This is a genomic window from Vibrio sp. 779(2023) (genome assembly GCF_033344285.1).
In the GTDB taxonomy this organism is placed as follows: Bacteria; Pseudomonadota; Gammaproteobacteria; order Enterobacterales; family Vibrionaceae; genus Vibrio; species Vibrio alginolyticus.
The window spans coordinates 97,974-115,505 of the sequence record NZ_JAWPOM010000008.1 but is presented as its reverse complement, the minus strand read 5'-3'; the positions used below and the strand labels follow the sequence as shown (position 1 = coordinate 115,505).

Annotated in this window: 18 protein-coding genes; 9 read left to right on the top strand and 9 right to left on the bottom strand. The window is 40.1% G+C overall.

From position 1 onward, the window contains the following. Window positions 1-9: 9 nt before the first annotated feature. From R8O70_RS12325 to R8O70_RS12310, 4 genes are read right to left on the bottom strand one after another with little or no spacing between them, the layout of a single operon-like run. Window positions 10-1,494: a hypothetical protein gene (locus R8O70_RS12325; RefSeq protein WP_025767006.1), complete on the bottom strand. Its 1,485-nt coding sequence runs from the start codon at window positions 1,492-1,494 to the stop codon at window positions 10-12. Between the two features lie 2 nt (window positions 1,495-1,496). Further along, window positions 1,497-2,618 (bottom strand): hypothetical protein, encoded by a 1,122-nt coding sequence (locus R8O70_RS12320; RefSeq protein ID WP_025634156.1) that lies wholly within the window; start codon window positions 2,616-2,618, stop codon window positions 1,497-1,499. After that, window positions 2,608-3,633: a hypothetical protein gene (locus R8O70_RS12315; RefSeq protein WP_025767007.1), complete on the bottom strand. Its 1,026-nt coding sequence runs from the start codon at window positions 3,631-3,633 to the stop codon at window positions 2,608-2,610. The genes R8O70_RS12320 and R8O70_RS12315 overlap by 11 nt, the downstream gene beginning before the upstream one ends. Next, window positions 3,630-4,259: a hypothetical protein gene (locus R8O70_RS12310; RefSeq protein WP_025767008.1), complete on the bottom strand. Its 630-nt coding sequence runs from the start codon at window positions 4,257-4,259 to the stop codon at window positions 3,630-3,632. Before R8O70_RS12310 ends, R8O70_RS12315 begins: the two co-directional genes overlap by 4 nt. Window positions 4,260-4,331: 72 nt before the next feature. On the opposite strand from R8O70_RS12310, the gene R8O70_RS12305 reads away from it, so the two are divergent. Then, window positions 4,332-4,838, top strand: coding sequence for a hypothetical protein (locus tag R8O70_RS12305; RefSeq protein WP_025634152.1), 507 nt, complete (start codon window positions 4,332-4,334; stop codon window positions 4,836-4,838). A 90-nt stretch (window positions 4,839-4,928) separates the two neighbouring features. Here the strand turns inward: R8O70_RS12305 and R8O70_RS12300 are convergent, their stop codons facing one another. From R8O70_RS12300 to R8O70_RS12285, 4 genes are read right to left on the bottom strand one after another with little or no spacing between them, the layout of a single operon-like run. Continuing rightward, on the bottom strand, window positions 4,929-6,236 hold the full coding sequence (locus R8O70_RS12300; protein ID WP_025767009.1) for a hypothetical protein: 1,308 nt from the start codon (window positions 6,234-6,236) through the stop codon (window positions 4,929-4,931). Between the two features lie 2 nt (window positions 6,237-6,238). Further along, complete coding sequence (locus tag R8O70_RS12295) at window positions 6,239-7,558, bottom strand: toprim domain-containing protein (RefSeq protein WP_213899638.1); 1,320 nt, start codon at window positions 7,556-7,558, stop codon at window positions 6,239-6,241. Between the two features lies 1 nt (window position 7,559). Beyond that, window positions 7,560-8,351, bottom strand: coding sequence for a hypothetical protein (locus tag R8O70_RS12290; RefSeq protein WP_025634147.1), 792 nt, complete (start codon window positions 8,349-8,351; stop codon window positions 7,560-7,562). After that, the gene (locus R8O70_RS12285; protein ID WP_025767011.1) at window positions 8,344-8,862 is read right to left on the bottom strand and encodes a hypothetical protein; all 519 of its coding nucleotides are present in this window, start codon (window positions 8,860-8,862) and stop codon (window positions 8,344-8,346) included. Before R8O70_RS12285 ends, R8O70_RS12290 begins: the two co-directional genes overlap by 8 nt. A gap of 75 nt (window positions 8,863-8,937) precedes the next feature. Here R8O70_RS12285 and R8O70_RS12280 point away from each other — a divergent pair, with 75 nt between their 5' ends. The 8 genes from R8O70_RS12280 (at window position 8,938) to R8O70_RS12245 (ending at window position 16,466) form a co-directional block, all read left to right on the top strand. After that, the gene (locus tag R8O70_RS12280) at window positions 8,938-9,261 is read left to right on the top strand and encodes a hypothetical protein (protein WP_025634145.1); all 324 of its coding nucleotides are present in this window, start codon (window positions 8,938-8,940) and stop codon (window positions 9,259-9,261) included. An 11-nt stretch (window positions 9,262-9,272) separates the two neighbouring features. Then, window positions 9,273-10,421: a hypothetical protein gene (locus R8O70_RS12275; protein WP_025767012.1), complete on the top strand. Its 1,149-nt coding sequence runs from the start codon at window positions 9,273-9,275 to the stop codon at window positions 10,419-10,421. A 2-nt stretch (window positions 10,422-10,423) separates the two neighbouring features. Beyond that, complete coding sequence (locus R8O70_RS12270) at window positions 10,424-11,044, top strand: hypothetical protein (protein ID WP_025767013.1); 621 nt, start codon at window positions 10,424-10,426, stop codon at window positions 11,042-11,044. Window positions 11,045-11,052: 8 nt separating this feature from the next. Beyond that, window positions 11,053-13,611: a DotA/TraY family protein gene (locus tag R8O70_RS12265; RefSeq protein ID WP_086484014.1), complete on the top strand. Its 2,559-nt coding sequence runs from the start codon at window positions 11,053-11,055 to the stop codon at window positions 13,609-13,611. Between the two features lie 13 nt (window positions 13,612-13,624). Next, a complete protein-coding gene (locus tag R8O70_RS12260) occupies window positions 13,625-14,623 on the top strand; it encodes a hypothetical protein (RefSeq protein ID WP_083123145.1) in 999 nt (332 codons plus the stop codon). After that, entirely contained in the window at window positions 14,616-15,629 is a 1,014-nt protein-coding gene (gene rdgC, locus R8O70_RS12255; protein WP_025767016.1) for a recombination-associated protein RdgC, read from the top strand. The genes R8O70_RS12260 and rdgC overlap by 8 nt, the downstream gene beginning before the upstream one ends. Window positions 15,630-15,709: 80 nt before the next feature. Beyond that, window positions 15,710-16,105 (top strand): hypothetical protein, encoded by a 396-nt coding sequence (locus R8O70_RS12250; protein WP_213899640.1) that lies wholly within the window; start codon window positions 15,710-15,712, stop codon window positions 16,103-16,105. A gap of 10 nt (window positions 16,106-16,115) precedes the next feature. Continuing rightward, window positions 16,116-16,466, top strand: coding sequence for a hypothetical protein (locus tag R8O70_RS12245; protein ID WP_042776347.1), 351 nt, complete (start codon window positions 16,116-16,118; stop codon window positions 16,464-16,466). Window positions 16,467-17,005: 539 nt separating this feature from the next. Here R8O70_RS12245 and R8O70_RS12240 read toward each other — a convergent pair. Further along, on the bottom strand, window positions 17,006-17,503 hold the full coding sequence (locus R8O70_RS12240; protein ID WP_025634132.1) for a hypothetical protein: 498 nt from the start codon (window positions 17,501-17,503) through the stop codon (window positions 17,006-17,008). Window positions 17,504-17,532: the final 29 nt, after the last annotated feature.

The following is a 17,532-nucleotide window of genomic DNA, read 5'->3' as shown; positions in this document are numbered from 1 at the left end:
AGTTCCCCCCTACTCGCTAGTTTCATGTTCAATTTGGATAGGTCTAACGAGTTGCCCAAGTGCATGAGGTTCGCTTTGTCTATAAATAGATTGTTTATACGTGAATTTTTTTAGTGCGCCTGACTCTGTGGCCGAATAAACCCATCCGAACACCATAAAGCCATTTTGTGCTGCAATCAGTGCAGTATTGGCAATGAATTCGCTAGAGATTTCTCCAATTATTAGGAACTGCATACCTGAAGAAGCGTACTGTGAGAGTAAACTATTGATATCACCTGAAAGGTTTGTGTGAACAAGATCTGTTAAGTAGATAGGAAATGAATCTTCATACGCTAGAAATGTATCTCCATTTTCTTCATTCAAATGCTCTCGTACGCTATTGATCATTCCACCAAGTGGATCTTGTTTAATACTCCCGAAGCTTAACTGAACAATTCCCTCTTGAATTTCAGGAGTGCTTGTCTGATTTGTCTCTATCTCAAACTCAGATGTGTACATCATGTCCAAAATTAGGGTATAGCCGCCAGGGATAGGGATTGAGTTTATTTTAATGCCGCATTCAAAGCTTTCATCAGTATGTTCTGATGTAAGCATTTCTATAACCGTGAAACCTGAATACGGGGTTTCATTTAAAGCTTTGGTAGGTATGCCGGATTCTTGCAAAAATAGCTTTAACCCCTGATACATACCTAGAGAAGTCCAATCAAAAGATTCAGTAACCATTTGATTTAGACAGACGACTCTATTGATAGAGTTATCTATAATATTGAAGTGGATCTTGTGTATCAGGTGCTTTTCCGCAAAAGAAAGAAATTCAATACACCCTTCGGCCTGATGTGGTAATTGGTCTTCATATAGCTTTTCATTAACTTTCGAGAATACACTGGAGTCTATCCTAGAAAGGTTACGAACAATCTCACTTTCAGGTGCTATGGCTATATAGTAGTTATTTGCCATGACTTGTTCTTGTATGGCGATCCCTGTACCGGGAGCCGATGATTCGGTGTCTGTTGTAGGTAATAAGCCAGCGCAATCAAGCCAAAAAACGATTTCGTTAGAGTGGTTTTTGCTACTAATATCGAGCTGTAGTTGATAGTAATCATTTTCGCTAGGCAAAAATATTATGGGTTTATTGTTTAGGTTTAGAACAATTGATTTACCATCAGTGCAATAGTCATAGAGGTCCTTATACTTGTAGGCTTCTTTGTTTATTTCTAGTTGATACAAGCCATTGAAGTAAGGTACTCCTGATTTCAAGATAGATAACTTTTCTTTACTCATATTTAGGTGAGGAAACTGAATGCATAGTTCTTCAAGCGTCATATTGTTAAGCAAACCTAAGTCAACGCTATCTTCAATGTATTGATCTAGTAAACCAATGTGCTTTGCGATTCCGAAGTGCGAAAGCTTGCTGGTCTCTTGATGGAATCCTAGAAGAAATTTAAAGTTTGTTGGTACGTTTTCACTTTCCATTAACTCAATAAAATTGCTCATCGTTAACCTCTTCCTAACCCAAGCATGTTGATGGTTGTGTTAATTGTATTTGTAATGTTTTCAACAGTTTTGTGCATGTTTTCCGCAGCTTTCTGGACAATCTTGCTAGTCTGCATACCTACTTCCTGAACGTTTTCTCCAGAAAGTAATTTAGTTGCAGTTTCAAGTGATTTTTTACATTGGGATAGCTTGTCTTGGCCTACGGCTTTGCCTAGTTGGTCAATCGCATTAGGACCAAGGTTGTCCAATCCCTTTTGAACTTTTGAAACACTTTTATTTAGGTCACTAGCTATCTTCTCGAAGTTTTTCTCAGCTTTTTTAAGTGTTGAAGCTGGTGCTCCTTCTGCAATCAGTCCTTTTAGGTCCAGGTAGGACTGTTGAAGATCTCTTGACCTATCAATGACACTGTTGATTTGTTTCAACCCTGGCTGTTCTCCTTTTAATTTGTTGTAGGAGTTTGTTAAGAAAGAAGGCCCACCTTGAGCTTTGGAGCCGTTATGGTTGAGGTTAAATAGGCCATAAGAGTTCCTATTTGTATTTATGTTTTGGTTGTACTGGTCGACCTTCTTGTTTTCTTTATTTTGTACACTATCCTGCTCCCTTCCGTTTTCCTTACTTGGTGGGGTAGTTTTTTTTCTATTATTTGGTTTCTCTTCATCCTGTTTAGGAACGTTTTCATTCTCAACATTACGTTCAATAGTTGCTGGTTGGTCTGGGGATGCAGTTTTTTGTTCTGGGGGTTCTTCTTTTGTTTTTATATGCTTTTCCTCAGCAGGTTCAGTATGCTTCAATACATGCTCTTCAGTTGAAGGTGATCCTTTTCCTACGGAGTGCTCAATAGCTGAATTTTTTAAGCTCGCAGCTACATTTGTAATACCACCAGCATCGATACCAGTACTTTCAATGTTAACGGTAGGTGAAAATGAATACCGTTTTATTGGTGTGTCAGGTGTTATTTCTGATATTGGAGTGAAGTTGATAGTTTCTGGTAAATTGGGAGCTACAGAAGAAGTGCTTAAGCTCTGTCCTTGGCTTGCGAATTCAAAGTCAGGTGTTTCAAGCCTAATAGACTCTAGCGGGATGCTGTTAATAAGGTCTGTTATTGAGTGTTTGTTATAGTCCATTTTCTGCTAACTCCGCTAAAATTTGAGTCTTAAGAGCAAGGTTGGCTTCTCTTGTAAGTAGTGATTCGTAGTAGGCCAAAAGGTATCTTGCTAATCGTGCTGATTGAATTGCATTCATCCGAGCAACACTTTCGCTGGTCGGCCTAGGAGACAGCCCATTAACTGTCTCTACAGGCATTCCTAAGGATTTCATATCGCTAAGCTCTTCCGTTCTGCCTTGCCATATATCTGACTGAATAGAGTTCATATCGCTCAATTGGGAGCGTTTTATATAACTCGATTTCATAGTGGCAATCGCTAAGTCACTTCGAAGGTATCTATTCAGTTTTCTAGTTAATCTGAGTTCATCGTCAGAACCTTTCATGTCTTTTGGGTGAGGGATCGTAGATTGATTTTGAGTTGTTAACAGACCAACTAACTGATCCATAGCTAAACGGTCTTCGTGCGATAACTCACTCAATACTGCTTGCCCAAAGGTGTCATTTAGAAGGATTGTGTATTCTTCGTGAAGGTTAGGTGCGCCAATAGGAGTTCTATGAGATATGCTGGACTTAAGTTTATCAAAAGTTTCTTCAGCTAGTTTTCCAGGAAGTACCTTCTCCCCCTCAATTACTAGTGAACTAGTTAGGCCATCATCATCAAAGAATAGACAGCCTTGTTCATCAAAATTAGCTACATACGCCCTCTCAACAAATTCACAAAGGCCTGGTGTAACTTCCATCTTTGATTGCATTAGCAAATTGTGTGTTTCAGAGTGACTACCTGATACAGTAGCTGTATGGAAAGCTTTGAGGTTGTCGTCGTTTTGGAATGATTTAATCGCGTTATTGATCTCGTTTGCCATTTCTTGAGACTTAGTCAGCGCTCTTTCAGCTGCTGTCATACCATCAGTGGCTGTTTGACTAGCTTTTTGACCTGTTTTGGCTGGATCTACAATCGTCCAAGCTAAGAATGCATGGCTTGTGTACGGAATGAATGCAACAATAGCCACCCCAATTGTAAAGAATTTCTTCATCTTTCCACCCCAATAGCATTGTCTAACGCTGGGTTAACCACTATTTCGTTATCTGGAATTAGATTGTGCTTGTAGGTTGTCTGGTTGATTATCTGGTTTTCAACACGATTACTTAGCATTGATTGCGTGTTAGGTACGGCCAATCCTGACGAAGGTTCGAAGAGATAGTCTGTTCTATCTAATAACAACGGAATCTGATGGGCATTCGGTGCATTGCTACTACGATGGTGTTCAACGGATCGCTTAATAACACTATGTAGTTCATTCAGCTGTGCAACTCTTAGCCATGTTTTAAAGTTTTCACTAGGTTCACTTTTATCAAGACGAATACCGTGCATCTCTATTATGGATAGAAGGGACTGTTGCTTTGGCTTGCTCCAATCAATTTCATGGGGGAGTTCGAGCGATGTTATATCCCCATCTTCATCAATAGAAACAATAGGAAGCTGGCAGTTAAACGTAGATGTTCCGTTAAGAGCATTAGCAGCCATGTAAGACGAAAGCATCAACTCATTCGTGTTCCAGTTAACTGCAAATTGAAGGTGTTGCTTTTCATTGATAGTTAGACCTAATGACCTACTAATTGAATCAAAAACATGGTCTTGTAGGCTATCTTCGAACCTCATGTTTGCCTCGTTGCGCGGGGGGTAATAGTTGTATAATATAGGACATTCATCAATTAAAAACAATGGTGTAAAATGGGTGACTATGAGGGAAATGCAGCCTGGATTGCTGCAGTTAGTGGGCGAGCAGACATAGAGCTATACTCTATCTTCAGCCTAGAAATTAAAGAAGTGTCGGAAGGTAGAATAGGACTTTCAAGGAGTATGTCTTCTATGATTGCTTATTCTATTGATTCAAAACACAACCACTATTTAGGTTGGCCACTAGGTGAAGTTTGGGATGCTGTAAAGAAAATTGAGTTTACCGGGTTCAAAGTAGAACCAACACCACTCTCTTTATCAAGTAGTCACGAATTGCAATTGCATTATGAAGTCGAAACGGAGGTGATTGTTTCTGAACGATCTCGCAGAGGGGTTCATAACATGACAAAGAGTGAGAATCGTCAACTTCATATGTGCCTACCTGTTACAGCAAGCGTTGGTAACAAGTTAGAATCTGCCTCTCTAATTACTCTAGTGCCATATGACGGTAATCATGAATCTGATGATGCGGATGCAATAGTAGTAACTCCCATAGATTAGACTTTTATTATATTGAATAAAAATTTGGCCCAAGATGGGCCAAATAAAGTTTCAGGGTTTGGGATGATATCTAAAGTTATTATCTAGTTACTAACTTTCCTTTCGTTTTAGTAGATCGAAAATTGTTCTATCACTTCTCATAACTCCGCGAATATAACCCCTTTCACTTGCTGGAGTGTCTTCGTCTCCCCAAACTAGGTAGGGAGTTCCACCTGCGAACATTAAATCGCCCAAAATCTTGAATTCCCTCATTTTAGTTTCACAACTCTTCGAAATGTTACTTGGAAAGTCTCTTAAGCTCTTAGTTGAAAAGAGTTCATTGTAAGCGGCTTTATTATCATCAGAGCAGTATCCATTAAGCACTAACTCACCAAAGCTATTAAGGGGCTCTTGGTGAGTACGATATATATACTGATCGACTGTAAAGTTATTCTCGAATGGGTAATCAATAATCCGTTTTCTAGGATAAGGCATGTAACGTACCTTTACACCCTCAGCATTTAAAGAAGGAATTAGAGTATGTAGCTGTTTACATACTGGACAACTAAAATCGGTAGCAACTGTCAAAGTTCCCTTATAAGGGACATCTGCATCATTTTCATAAACAATAAAGCTATCATCATCTATTGCTGGAAGAAGCATCGGAGCGTATGTAGGTCCTAACTTTTGACGCATATGAGGCTCGATGTTCTTTAATTCATCCATGATTGTGTTAGATGTTTTTTCGGAGCTTACGCTTGGAATAGATGACTGGGTTACGGGTTGTTGTTTGCTAGAATCAGAACTTTCTTGATGCTCAAGCTGTTCTTGTTTCGCCTCCATGGCCAACTTTCTTTTGATTAACGCCTGAACTCCTGGAGATTTACGTAAAATCTCGTTAATCTTTTCTTCATGAGAGCTGTTTAAGTTGGTGTTATGTTCAGAAGGTTCAGCTGGAATTGGTTGAGGCTTGGGCTTGGTGTCGCTCAATTTGACTGAAGCTTTATGACTGCTATCGGTGAAAGCAACTATTGCCTTCTCTTTGGTGATTATTGACTGTATCTCATCCTTATGTGCGCCGAATATACGACCAAGGATGTTATCGCCATTGGACAGATCAATCATTTTCCCCTTAATTGCAAAGTTAACATCGCTATCAACAATGAATGTCCCTTTATTTGTGAAGGCGGCATAAAGGTTAGTGTCTTCCATGATTTTAATTATTTTGTATGTGGTTACACTCATTTTTTCTTCAACGAGGTGTTCAATTGGCAAAGTACTCGATCCACTAACATAAACCTCACTTGTCGGATTACTTTTTATAGGTGCTTTATCAGTTTTATACTCAGCAAAAGCGTAGAAACTGGCTAAGGCCATTAATGATAGTGCTAAACCTTTCTTTTTATGGAATTTGATCATGATTACCTACTCATCGTTAAATTATCAAACAAGGTGTTGGCCATGTTGTTAGTGATAGTTAGTTCCGTCCCATCTACTTTATGGTTTACTTGTTGGGTGATTGGATTTTGACGCATCTCTATATGTTCTAAGAGAGAAGGGAAAAGACGCTTAGTGATAGAAAACTGAAACTTTAGAGCTTCTTTGTTCAGTTGTGAGTTAATGTAAAAAGCTGAGCTAAGGGAACTACAAAGAGTTGGGCTGGTAGAAGGCTTATATAGGCCAAGTTCATTTAAGCTTTGTAAGATCTGGATATCTGGGGAGCTGCGTTTTAAACCAGGCTGAACTAGTTCTTCAGTTGACAAAATAGGTCCACCAGCATCAGCTAGATACGTCTTTTTATCGCTCAAGCCCAAAGCACTTTTTGTAAATTCAGTTACCATTTCTACTTCTGAATGTTTGCTGTACACGGAACGATGATCAACGACATAAATAGCTGAGTGGGCTTGGTTTCTTTCTGTTAATGCCGCAAATCTTTCCATGTCTATAGCTACACAAAGCTCGCTTAGGGTATCTTCTACGGAGTTCTCTGCACTTGGATACCAATAATTCTCGGTCACACGCCCGTATGAAAGCTTTCCAGATTGATATAAGTCTTGAAGATTATTTGCGATATCACAGACAGGCGTATCGTAGTGTATTGCTACGTTCTGGTAGATGTTTAAGGTTGATGGCGGTTTCGTTGGAACTTCAACTAATTCAGACTCGGCTGACTTTAGAGAAGTGTTGTAAGTTAGGGCTTTAACGGAACTTTCATCATCTAAGAATGTAGCTACATTAAGAGTAGGTGTATCCATTAAATGGCTTGCAACCATTAACTTATGAATACTCGTTGGTCCAATACCCTGATTGATACCATAATTGGCTACTTTAAGATTTAATAGTCGTTCTGTATGTGCTTGTGCTACAACGTCTAGGTTTATTGGCCTAACCTTACTCAGTGCTGTTTTTATGCCTAAAGGTGATAACTCACTCAGATCGGCTTTCACAAGTGAACGACCATATTGATTTGCTATGGTTTGCAATTGGTAGGCGATGTACTCTCCTTGTTCGTCAGCATCTGTCATAGCGATAACATTGTCTGAGCGTTGAATTTGAGTAGACATATACTGGTATACGTCAGAGTTCCTTGGGGACCACTTTAGAGAAGGGTCTCCGACCTTAAAATCGAAAACTCTCCCCATAGTAAATCCGCAAGTAAACTCTTCTTGAATACCTAGTGCACCTAGAGCCAAGTTAACTTGCTTCGATTTAAGGCTGCTTTCAACAAGTATTAAATTCACATTACCACCCTTTTTTCACATCCCATTTTGGTTTGGTAGATTGGTTGGTATCTCTTGATGAACTAGGAAGGTTTTGTTCAGATTGAGGGTAAACGGCTTGTCTGCTTGTACCGTTTCTACAAGGTATTAAGTTACCTTCAGAGTCAAAGAAACTGTCTAACTCTGAGCATATTGGCAAAGTTGGGTCTTTCTCAGGGTCATAAGGTTCTGGGTCTGGTTCAGTTACCTCTCCTTCATCATCCTTACAGTATGTAATTCCATTTTGTGTATAACATTCTCTGTCTCCATGATCAGGGTCTTCTATGTCTATAATGTCACCGCCACCATTCCCATCAGACGCACATTCGTACGAAACCAGTTTTCCCTTGTCGTCATAGACAGGGCAAAACTTACTTTGCATCTCAATTTGATCATCGAAGATGCCTTCCATCAAATTATCTAGGTCGAGGTCTACACTATCTGGAATCGCATCAAGTACAGGGCCAAGTGCGTCGTCAATGCCTTGCTGCCCAATATCCTGAATGGTATCGCATAGAGCTCCTTGTAAACCATCGAGGCTAAACGAAGGTAGACCTGGCAAACTAAAAGAGAAATCACACCCTTGTGTCGGGTCTATATAAGCAAATGGGTTTCCCATCTTAGGATTGCTAGTATCTACGTCACATATACCAGCTGAAGGTGCTGGCAATGAGACTTTTTGTCGACATACCCTTGCTGCTTCACTCTTAAAGGGAGTGACAGTTGCAATGACTGAAGCTAGAAGTGCAAAACGAATAATTTTATTATTATCCATCCTTAGTATTCTCCTGAATTAATCTTTTGTGAGTTGCCAGTGCCAATCGAGTTGCATCGTCACTCAAATATTGCTTGTCGAATTCGATTAGAAAATTGAAGAGGTTTAATCTTGTGTGAAGAATTTTGGCAAACTTATACCGGTTTCGGTTTTCTATCCTTTGACTCGATAGAGTTTGGTTCGCGTGGATAGAGACGATGTAATTCCATTTGTGATCGTTTTGACTGAAAGCCCCCAGCCAACCAAAAGCAGCTAAAGACGTTTTTAGCGGTAAGCACCCCAAGATTACGAGTAATCGATCGGCTTGCTCTTGCACATCCTGATTCAATGGGAAATTTGCTAATTGAGGTAGGTTTTCAGCAATGCGATTAAGTTCTCTTAATGATGGAGACTGATCCTCAACAACCCAGCTTTCTCTGGCCTCAAAGGATGAAATGCTGCTCATTACTTTTGGCTCAACCTCTTGCCAGTATTCATCTATCCATTTTTTATCGAACGTTAGTCTAATCATAGGTGACTTTTGGGTTTTGCTGATGTTGTTTTTTATTGTAATATGACATTAGTTTCGAGTCTATTAGAGGTTGAAATGAAATTCAATAACTCAATTATCGGCCCATTGGTCGACCCACAAATGCATATCTTAAGAAACCACCCTGCCTCGAATCGCGAGGTTGGACTAAACGATGCAAAGTTTGAACATATGTGTCTGCAAATTGGTGTTTCAGAATACGCATTGAATACGGATAGGGCGTTGAAGACTGGTCATTCTATTGAACATACACAAGTGCCTGAACTCGACTTCTCCGAACTATTCAACGAAGCAACTCCATCTAAACCATCAAATGATGGAAACTCACCGTCTCAACCAACTCAAGACCTATCATTTGATATTGGTGGGTTTGATTTATAGAGAGCACGCTAATGTTTAAGAAAACGTTATTAAGTTTATCCCTCGCGGTCTTATTGCCAGGGAAAGCAAACGCCGTAATCTGTACAGACCCAACAGGCTTAGGTCAGATAATCAGCCAAAGTGCTCAAGATGCGATGTTATGGGCTGAAGAAAAGGGGTTAAAGATTTCTGAAATGACAATGACAGAACTAATGGAGGAATGGAAAGCATCTCAAGATACGATGCGCGAACTCGCATCAACACAGGCCATTTCTAACAGTGTTTCGGAAACTTCTAACCTTGAGCTTCAAGCAAAGATGGAACCCTCACCATTGATGTGTGATGGCATAGCAGCGGTGTCTGCACTTTATGAAGCTACAGATGACTTTTATTGCGAAGCCCAGACAAATAGCCTTGATTTTGCTGTGCAGCTTTCAGATGAAATTGAATGTGAAGGAGATAGATGTGAAACAGGGCTGCAATCATTAGCAGATGAGTCTGTATCACTTTTAGAGGGCGTTACGCATGGAGATACTGTTGAACTCGATTTATTAAATATAAAAGGTGTTTTACCCGGCATGGGTGAAGGTGGCTACTCCAAATCGACTGATGAGAAAGAGCGCACTGACACTATGCTTAAAGTACTTTTTAGCTCCGGTGAAATAAATAAAATGCCCCGCGGTGAGAATAACCAAGTTATCAATGAAAGCTCGGGTGCAGATGCAAAGATGGCTTACAACCGATGGCTTAAACGTCATCTAAGAACAACAGCTGGATTTAATACAGCTCTTAGAGTTAACGGGCTCACCAACCCTCGTGATGAAAATGGGCGCCCTATTCAATCTATTCTTGAGCAAATAAAGGCTGATATTGATTTCTATAACTCTCCTGAGCAAATAAAGCTCTACGGAAATGGTGGTGACAAGTCTTGTTATTCACGTAAAGCCGCAATGGTAAATACCCAGCGTGAAATGGATGATTGGTTAAACACGCCAGCTGGTCAAGCTTGCAAGGCTAATTTTACCACTGTGGAACAAGTCCAAAGAATGAACGCTCAAATTGATGCAAGGGTCCTTGCTCTGCTGGGTCATATACTGGATTCCCAGCTATCAAGCGAATTCAATTTAGGCTTACAAACTCAACTGCTAAATGAAATAGCTGGAAATGCAAGGAAATACTAATTATGGCTGTAGAGGTCACTGACGTTCTAGAGCGGTTTCTGACGCATGAATTTGTCATTTTAGTTGATGGAATAATCTTAGTAGCTCAGGGGCTGGGTTTATATCTATTTGTCCATGGTGTCTTTTTATGGCTTTCCCTCATGAGGATAAGAACGTCGTCCCCCATGGTGAGTCAAATGTATGGAAGCCCTCCCTCACCTAAATTGATAATGGCAGTTTTTATCGCTTCAGCATTTATGTGGAAATTTGGAGAAGGAATAGCTGCTTGGGGGAGTCTATTTTGGCATGGTTCAGGATTAGACTTTAGCACTCCCTATTCAGCGGCAATGTTTGATGACATAAGTCAGCGAGCTACTAACCTAGTCAATGTTTCTACCGTAGGAACGGGGATGCAAACTCGTTCTATTGCTATACGAGCTTGTTTTGCGGTCATGTCTATTTACGGAGTTATATCTTACTTCAGAGGTGTGATGGGAATAACTCTCTTAGCCAATCCACAGATGTCAGGACAAATTAAGTTTAGTCATATTGTTGTTCATATGGGGTTCGGAATTTTCCTTGTGTACATCGATTTCTTCTATCAATCACTGAGCAACACTATCACAGCTGCAACCATGAACTGAGGTCCCCTATGGCAACTTGTGCAGATTTTACTCTTACTTGTATAGAGGCTCATGTTCAGACAGGGTCGACAACAAACTTTTTAGCAATTTTATTCGGTGGTTGGGTACATCACCTTTTTGGTAATCAGAGTGTAGAAGCGACATTGACGCCTTTAATGGTCATGTTGGGGGGGCTCAATTTCTTAGCCCTACTCTATGGATCAATAAATGTCATATATAACTCTGGTCACATCATGATGAATGCTGCTGCTACAGGTCATGTCTTTGGGAAAATGTCACCATACGTTCCATTAAGAATTGCAATAGCGTTGGGGTCATTGGCACCTATGATTCATGCTGCTGGTTCTTTTGTATCGGTAGGACAAGCTTCTGGGATGTATGTAATCGTCCATGGTGCGGGAGCAGCTGATGTATCCTGGAAAGCTGGAGTAAATGATTATGTGAATCATACTGGAGCGCAAATAGCGTCTACGAATGTAGGAGAAGTGTTCTCAGTTGGAGAAACTATGGTTTCTATGCTTTCTTGTGCTGAGTTGTTTGAAAGCTCAAATGATAGAAAATTCACTTTAAAATCGATTAATTCAAATGGGACATCTAGCATATTCCCAACCGACTCATTTCCATCATTTTCACGAATCAGCTCAATGTACCCTAATTCAAGCGGGTCTTCTTCTCTTAATTATGTCGATGAGCCTATAGGAAAGAATGGGGCTGAAAATACTGGCGCTATTTTAGAATTTCGTGGAGGAGCCTGTGGTTCAATCAGGTTTGATTTCGCCCGTAAACCTACTGCTAGCTCATCAGTGGAGCAAAAGCTTGCATATTACTCGAACTACTATGGTACAGAGGCTACGTTCACTTTCATGTCAGAATTACACACGCTTGTATCGAGTATGTTATCGCGGCTGAAGAACGCAGATTTATCAAAATATGTAACGGCAATGCGAAGAAGTGATGACTCTTATTATCGTGAATATTTACTCAATGAATTAGGCTCTAAAGAGTTAGCTGAAAACCTATTCAAAGCGCACGTTGATTTAGCAATGTGTAAGTCTAAAGTTGTAGAGCGCGGTTATATGGGGGAGTTATCTCAGTCTTGGCAGGGTCAATATGAAGCAAGTCGCTGCGGTAGTTCTAAAGCGAATATCAGCATATCAGGCTCATCCTCGCTGGTCGAAGAGTTAACAGAAGGGGGCTGGATGATGGCTCCTCTAGCGTTTAGCCGTATGAATGGAATGATGCAATTAGCTTCATCTGGAGTAGGTTTTTCATTAGACAATGTAATGAGTACAAATATACCTGAAAGAACTAGTTTCTGCCGTTCTGTATTCTCATGGATTCCAAGTATAAACCTTTTCGATTCCTCTCTTGATGATGAAATAGATGAAGCAAACGAATGTAAGACGTATTGGCTGGCAAGCAATTTTCCAAAGTTCACTTGGAACTTAACTGAACAACTTGCAATGAGTGGAGACATAAAATCAGATTGGCCTGAGGCGCAGAAGTTGAATAACTGGTCCGCACTAATGGCCGTTCACTCGACAAATGAAAACGCAAAAGCAGCGGCGACTGGCAACGAGTCTGCAATAGTATCTGTTGCTTCCGGAATATTAAGCTCAGCTCTAAGCCTTGGTAATTATAATGGTAATCTGGCATCTGCAATAGAAACGCCAGGGATGAGCGGCATTGACTATGATGGAGCTCTATTCGACGTTACAGGGTCTACAAATGCTTTGGCGTTATTATCTACGTTAGGTGAAGCGCTTAAGAACATTTGGTACATCGTTGTATTGGCAACTGAAGGCGCAGATGTAATCAAAGGTGCCCTCGAGAGTTCTGCTTTGTCAGCTCCATTCGCTATACCTTTGGCCTTCTTCGTTAAAACAGTAGCCCCATTGGTTGTATCAAGCCTTCTAGGTGCTTTTATATTAGGAAATGTATTGCCCATGGTGCCAATAATTACATTCCTATTTGTTGTTACCGCTTTTTTCATCATTTGTGCCGAAGCTCTGGCAGGCATTGCCCTGGGCAGTGCTTTATTAGCTTCTGCTGCAGGTGAAGGGCTAATGGCTGTTCATGGTCTAAGAATGGCCGCTCTCTACGGAGCAATATTCCTGAGGCCGACTCTTCATGTAATTGGACTAATGCTGGGGTTTGCAATGTGTAACCTCAGCTTAGCTTTCCTTAATAGCGTTTGGTGGAAGTCAATTGGAGTTAATCTACCTTCCTCTTGGGACCTTTTTGATTTAGTTATGCTTACAGGAGGATATCCTATCGTTCTATTTGGTTTACTTACTTATTGTCTGAAAGCTCCGAACTTATTAGCCAACAATTTAATGTCTTGGGTTGCTACGGATGCTATTGGTCAATTTGGTGATTCTGAACAGTACCTATCAGCAACCAATGGTACCTTCAACAAAATGTCTGATGCTTTTAATGGTTCACTTCAGAAACAACAACCTCAACAGGATCAGCAAGGCAATGAAAATAATGGCAGTGGTAATAACGGAAATGGCACCAAAGGAAATGGTGAAAAGTCTGAACGACCACCAAGTGCAAGCAAATAGGACTATGTAATCTATGATACTTTCAACTGTTTTTAAAAGCGCTACAAGCAAAAAACCTAATGATTGGACATGGAATATGTTTAGACTGAGGTTTTGGACTGAGTGGGTTCATATAACCCCTATAGATAGAGCACTGGAGAGTATTCATAATGAATACAGGCTCCCTGGAGGCCTACTTAATGAAATAAAGTCTGCAAGAGATTATCAGCAATCTTTTGACCCTTTAACGTCCCTGCCTTATCTAGACTCATACACCGAAGTCAATAGAGAGTATCTACTGAAACATGGTTATAGCTTGGTTGAATCGAGTGTGCTTTCAGAGGCTAATGGAGGTATTCCTGATTTGCAGAAAGACAGAAATCGTTTGTTGGTTCTAAAACACGAGGAGCGTCCCAGTGATTCCAATGAGCAGCTAGCAAACGATATGCTTGAAATTAACCCTCATCTACCTCAGTTGACTGCCTCTGAATCAGCGAACCGTTTGATTTTAAAAAAAGGGGAAGATGGACGGTATGATTTAACCATTCAGCGTACCGAAGAGAAGCCAACTACGTACATGGAACTTGTTAGAGCTGTCCCGGCCCATATGAAAATGGTTCCGTTCATGGAGACCCCCGTACACTTCAATCTTGTACCTTTTGATGAGGTTGTTAAAGCTGGTTTCGACATGAATGATGAACAGGTTGAAGGCAAAGCCAGAAACCTACAGCTGTCTATTTGGCTAACGCTATTTTTTGTATTGGCTTTTTGCTTCTTTGCTGTAAACAGTGTTGCCAAATTCATTATTGTAACGATAGTAACCTCGGAGGTTCAATTTAGTTACCTAATGACATCCATGTATTTGACCTTGCTAAGTGCATTTACTTCCTTTATCTATTTTCATTACCTGCATTTATATTGGCAATATGACACCAATCGCTTTGGTTCTGTGTATTCATTTTTAGTTGCCATCAAAAAAGATCCTATGCGGTTACTGCCACTTTCCAATAAAGCCGAGGTAAATAATGTTTAAAACCTTTGTGATTTACAAGTTACCTGAAGACTTCAACTTGGAGCCAAATCTGCACTCTGAAATGTTTGAAAGGTTGAAGGCTAAACCTTTGACTGGTGCGATTAAGACTAAATATGGCTGGGCTGAGTTACTGCAATCAAATAAACCTTACATTAAGCTGGAAAACGATTATATTTTTCGTATAGAAAAGCGCTTTAGGTCTGTTGCATCTAGTACATTGGATGAAGCTGTCAGGCAGAAAATGATTCAGCTTGCACAAGATTCCCCCAGGACATGGGGAGTAAATGCCAAGGTTTCTTCACAAGATGTCAAGAATTTACGTGAAATGTGTGAAAACCTTCTTATACCGAAATCGCTTACACGTTTCAAAGATATCATTGTTTGGTTTAATACTGAGCTAAAGTTTCTTTTTATCGGTTCAAGTGGAAAAAAAGAAGTTGAAGCGATTATTGATTTATTCAGGCTTACATTCAAAACATTTCCTGCGAGCCCGCTAACAGTTAATAATGATGTTTCGAGTGTATTTACTAGTTGGCTTAGCAGCCTGGAGTTACCGCCTACGTTGGCAATTAAAAATGGTGATATTGCATTTGAGAATAGAGCGAACGGTGCGAACAAGGTGAGATACAGTAACCAGGATATTGAGTCAGATGAAATCAATGCTAATTTACTAGCGCAAAAGCGCCCACTTCAACTATCTTGCGAATGGAACGCCACTTTAGGGTTTACTGTTAATAACGAATTAAAGTTTTCTAAGATCAAGCAACTAGGGCTGTTAAAAGAGAAAATAAAAACGGCCAATAAGGAAATGGAGATCAATAATCCCGCCCAGGAGATGGAAGCAAAAAGAGTTAAAGATATGACCTCCTACACTTTAACTCGACTGTCAATATTGAACCTTATAAAAGAAATCTTACCTTCATTAAATAGCTCAACTGGATTCGCTGGTGGTGCGCAATCGAATACATCCGAGCTAATAGAGGGATTTGTTGAAAGCATTGATTGATGTATAAGGGCCATGATCTCGTGTTTATCGTGAAGAACGCCACGTAGATGAGCTGAAAACATTAAAGGGAAATGATGAAATTGAAAAGCATATTAACATTAGCTATCGCACTGCCTCTTTTGAGTGCTTGTGACCTTGTAGATGATTATAACGAAATGGTCAGTGAGCAAATGGCTGATATTACTATCTACATCTCACCTGTAGCTGAGCTACAGATTGATGATAGTGAAATTGGTTATGTTCATGGATTCGAAGAGTGCCCCTACGAGTCCGTAAATTGGTTGTTTGGGTACTCTCAATCAGTGGGAGGCAATAATTGCATCAAAATAGGTCCTGAAACAGAAAACATCCAAGTGCGAGTTATAAACGACCAAGTTAACTTAATTGAAACATGGAATGTATCTAGGGTTGGTGATGCCGTTTCACTAACTAGACCAAACGGCTTCAAAGTCCGTGAACCATCTAACCAGTCGTAGGGGGAGAAGGATGCCTAAGCCTCGCGGTAGGTTTATCGGCCACAAGCAGTTTGCAGTCGATCCCAATTGGGTTAAAAGCCAACAAGAGATTCGAGCTCTCAAAGAGCGAAAGCGTTTTGTTGAGTGGTCGAAAAACTGGATTACGGTAACTCGACTAAAAACAGAACGATTGTGGACTGATTCAGCTATCAAGAAGTGGCTTGGCGAGCCAAAAAAACAAGCAAAATACAAAGTATTTGCTGTGGAAGATGTTAGAAAAGCTGAACGGAAAAAAGCGTTTAAAGAGTGGTTAGCACCTCGACTAGATAAAAAGCTGGCAACTAATCCACACTTTAAAATCAAGAAGATTGGAACTGTATAACAACCAAGGGGAAAATATGGTTATGTATAGCACTCAAGCTATAGAGAACATTAGAAATGCTGTTTGCAGACTAAGTTCGCATAAGCTCAATCAGAGTATCAATGGCCTACGCGAAAAATTGCAGGATAAGTCAGCATAGTTTTGCAAGATAAGTTGACAAAAAAACCATTGAAACACTAGATGTTGTACGCACTGGTAATAGAATTAGCACATATAGGTTTTATGTCGTTAATTCTGCAATTTATGCAAACTATTACTGCAAAAATTAAGAAAGTCATTACTATCGGAGGACAATAGACTTTGATCGGAAATGTGCCTTTTCAAGCGATTCTTAGACTGTAAAAAGCAAAGGTTTGATCATTTTTGAGGCGTATTGGTACCAGAAACACTGTGGAAATGACAATAAAGATTGATCAATCTCTAGCAAACTATTGGAAAGAACTGATTAAGGGCAACCTGTCAGACCTAGTCACATCGAGATAAAGAAACTCACAGATTGCATTCAGACTAATTCAGATAATGGCTCTTTTTTCATTGTCTTAATCGAGGTTCATTGTCTTCAAAAGCCTGTTTACTGCATAGTAGATGTAAAGCCCTAGTTGACTCCCTAAAAAGAACCACCACCAGACCAAGTACAAATCAATTACATCGAATTTACCAAACAATACCTGCTCGAAATCTAACATTGATTCTGTAAGTGGTCTTTGTGCACCCGGCAAGCCTAGCCTATCAAATGGTACATCACTAAACTCAAGATAACTTAGTAACCAAACGGGCATATATAGAAACACTTCTGTATCAGCAATTGAAACTGCTATAGCACGTAGATACTCATATCCTTTGTATAGTATTAGAAGGCCACCAAGGCCGATTAGATAGTGATTGGGTTTAAGGAGTTTCTCTGTTACGTATGATAAAGGGATTAGGACCGTCCTTACGAGCTTGCCCATTACGTAGTGAACGACTCCTGTAGTTACATAAAAAAGTAGAGCCGGAGTACGAAGAATTCCAAAGAAGATAGCAAGAAGTAGGTTCATAGGGCATACCTTAAGCTTAGTCTATAATA

Bases quoted from the DNA above. Each gene is read 5' to 3' on its own strand.
- R8O70_RS12325 (WP_025767006.1), bottom strand. From the start codon at position 1,494: ATGAGCAATTTTATTGAGTTAATGGAAAGTGAAAACGTACCAACAAAC.
- R8O70_RS12320 (WP_025634156.1), bottom strand. From the start codon at position 2,618: ATGGACTATAACAAACACTCAATAACAGACCTTATTAACAGCATCCCG.
- R8O70_RS12315 (WP_025767007.1), bottom strand. From the start codon at position 3,633: ATGAAGAAATTCTTTACAATTGGGGTGGCTATTGTTGCATTCATTCCG.
- R8O70_RS12310 (WP_025767008.1), bottom strand. From the start codon at position 4,259: ATGAGGTTCGAAGATAGCCTACAAGACCATGTTTTTGATTCAATTAGT.
- R8O70_RS12305 (WP_025634152.1), top strand. From the start codon at position 4,332: ATGGGTGACTATGAGGGAAATGCAGCCTGGATTGCTGCAGTTAGTGGG.
- R8O70_RS12300 (WP_025767009.1), bottom strand. From the start codon at position 6,236: ATGATCAAATTCCATAAAAAGAAAGGTTTAGCACTATCATTAATGGCC.
- R8O70_RS12290 (WP_025634147.1), bottom strand. From the start codon at position 8,351: ATGGATAATAATAAAATTATTCGTTTTGCACTTCTAGCTTCAGTCATT.
- R8O70_RS12285 (WP_025767011.1), bottom strand. From the start codon at position 8,862: ATGATTAGACTAACGTTCGATAAAAAATGGATAGATGAATACTGGCAA.
- R8O70_RS12280 (WP_025634145.1), top strand. From the start codon at position 8,938: ATGAAATTCAATAACTCAATTATCGGCCCATTGGTCGACCCACAAATG.
- R8O70_RS12275 (WP_025767012.1), top strand. From the start codon at position 9,273: ATGTTTAAGAAAACGTTATTAAGTTTATCCCTCGCGGTCTTATTGCCA.
- R8O70_RS12270 (WP_025767013.1), top strand. From the start codon at position 10,424: ATGGCTGTAGAGGTCACTGACGTTCTAGAGCGGTTTCTGACGCATGAA.
- R8O70_RS12265 (WP_086484014.1), top strand. From the start codon at position 11,053: ATGGCAACTTGTGCAGATTTTACTCTTACTTGTATAGAGGCTCATGTT.
- R8O70_RS12260 (WP_083123145.1), top strand. From the start codon at position 13,625: ATGATACTTTCAACTGTTTTTAAAAGCGCTACAAGCAAAAAACCTAAT.
- rdgC (WP_025767016.1), top strand. From the start codon at position 14,616: ATGTTTAAAACCTTTGTGATTTACAAGTTACCTGAAGACTTCAACTTG.
- R8O70_RS12245 (WP_042776347.1), top strand. From the start codon at position 16,116: ATGCCTAAGCCTCGCGGTAGGTTTATCGGCCACAAGCAGTTTGCAGTC.
- R8O70_RS12240 (WP_025634132.1), bottom strand. From the start codon at position 17,503: ATGAACCTACTTCTTGCTATCTTCTTTGGAATTCTTCGTACTCCGGCT.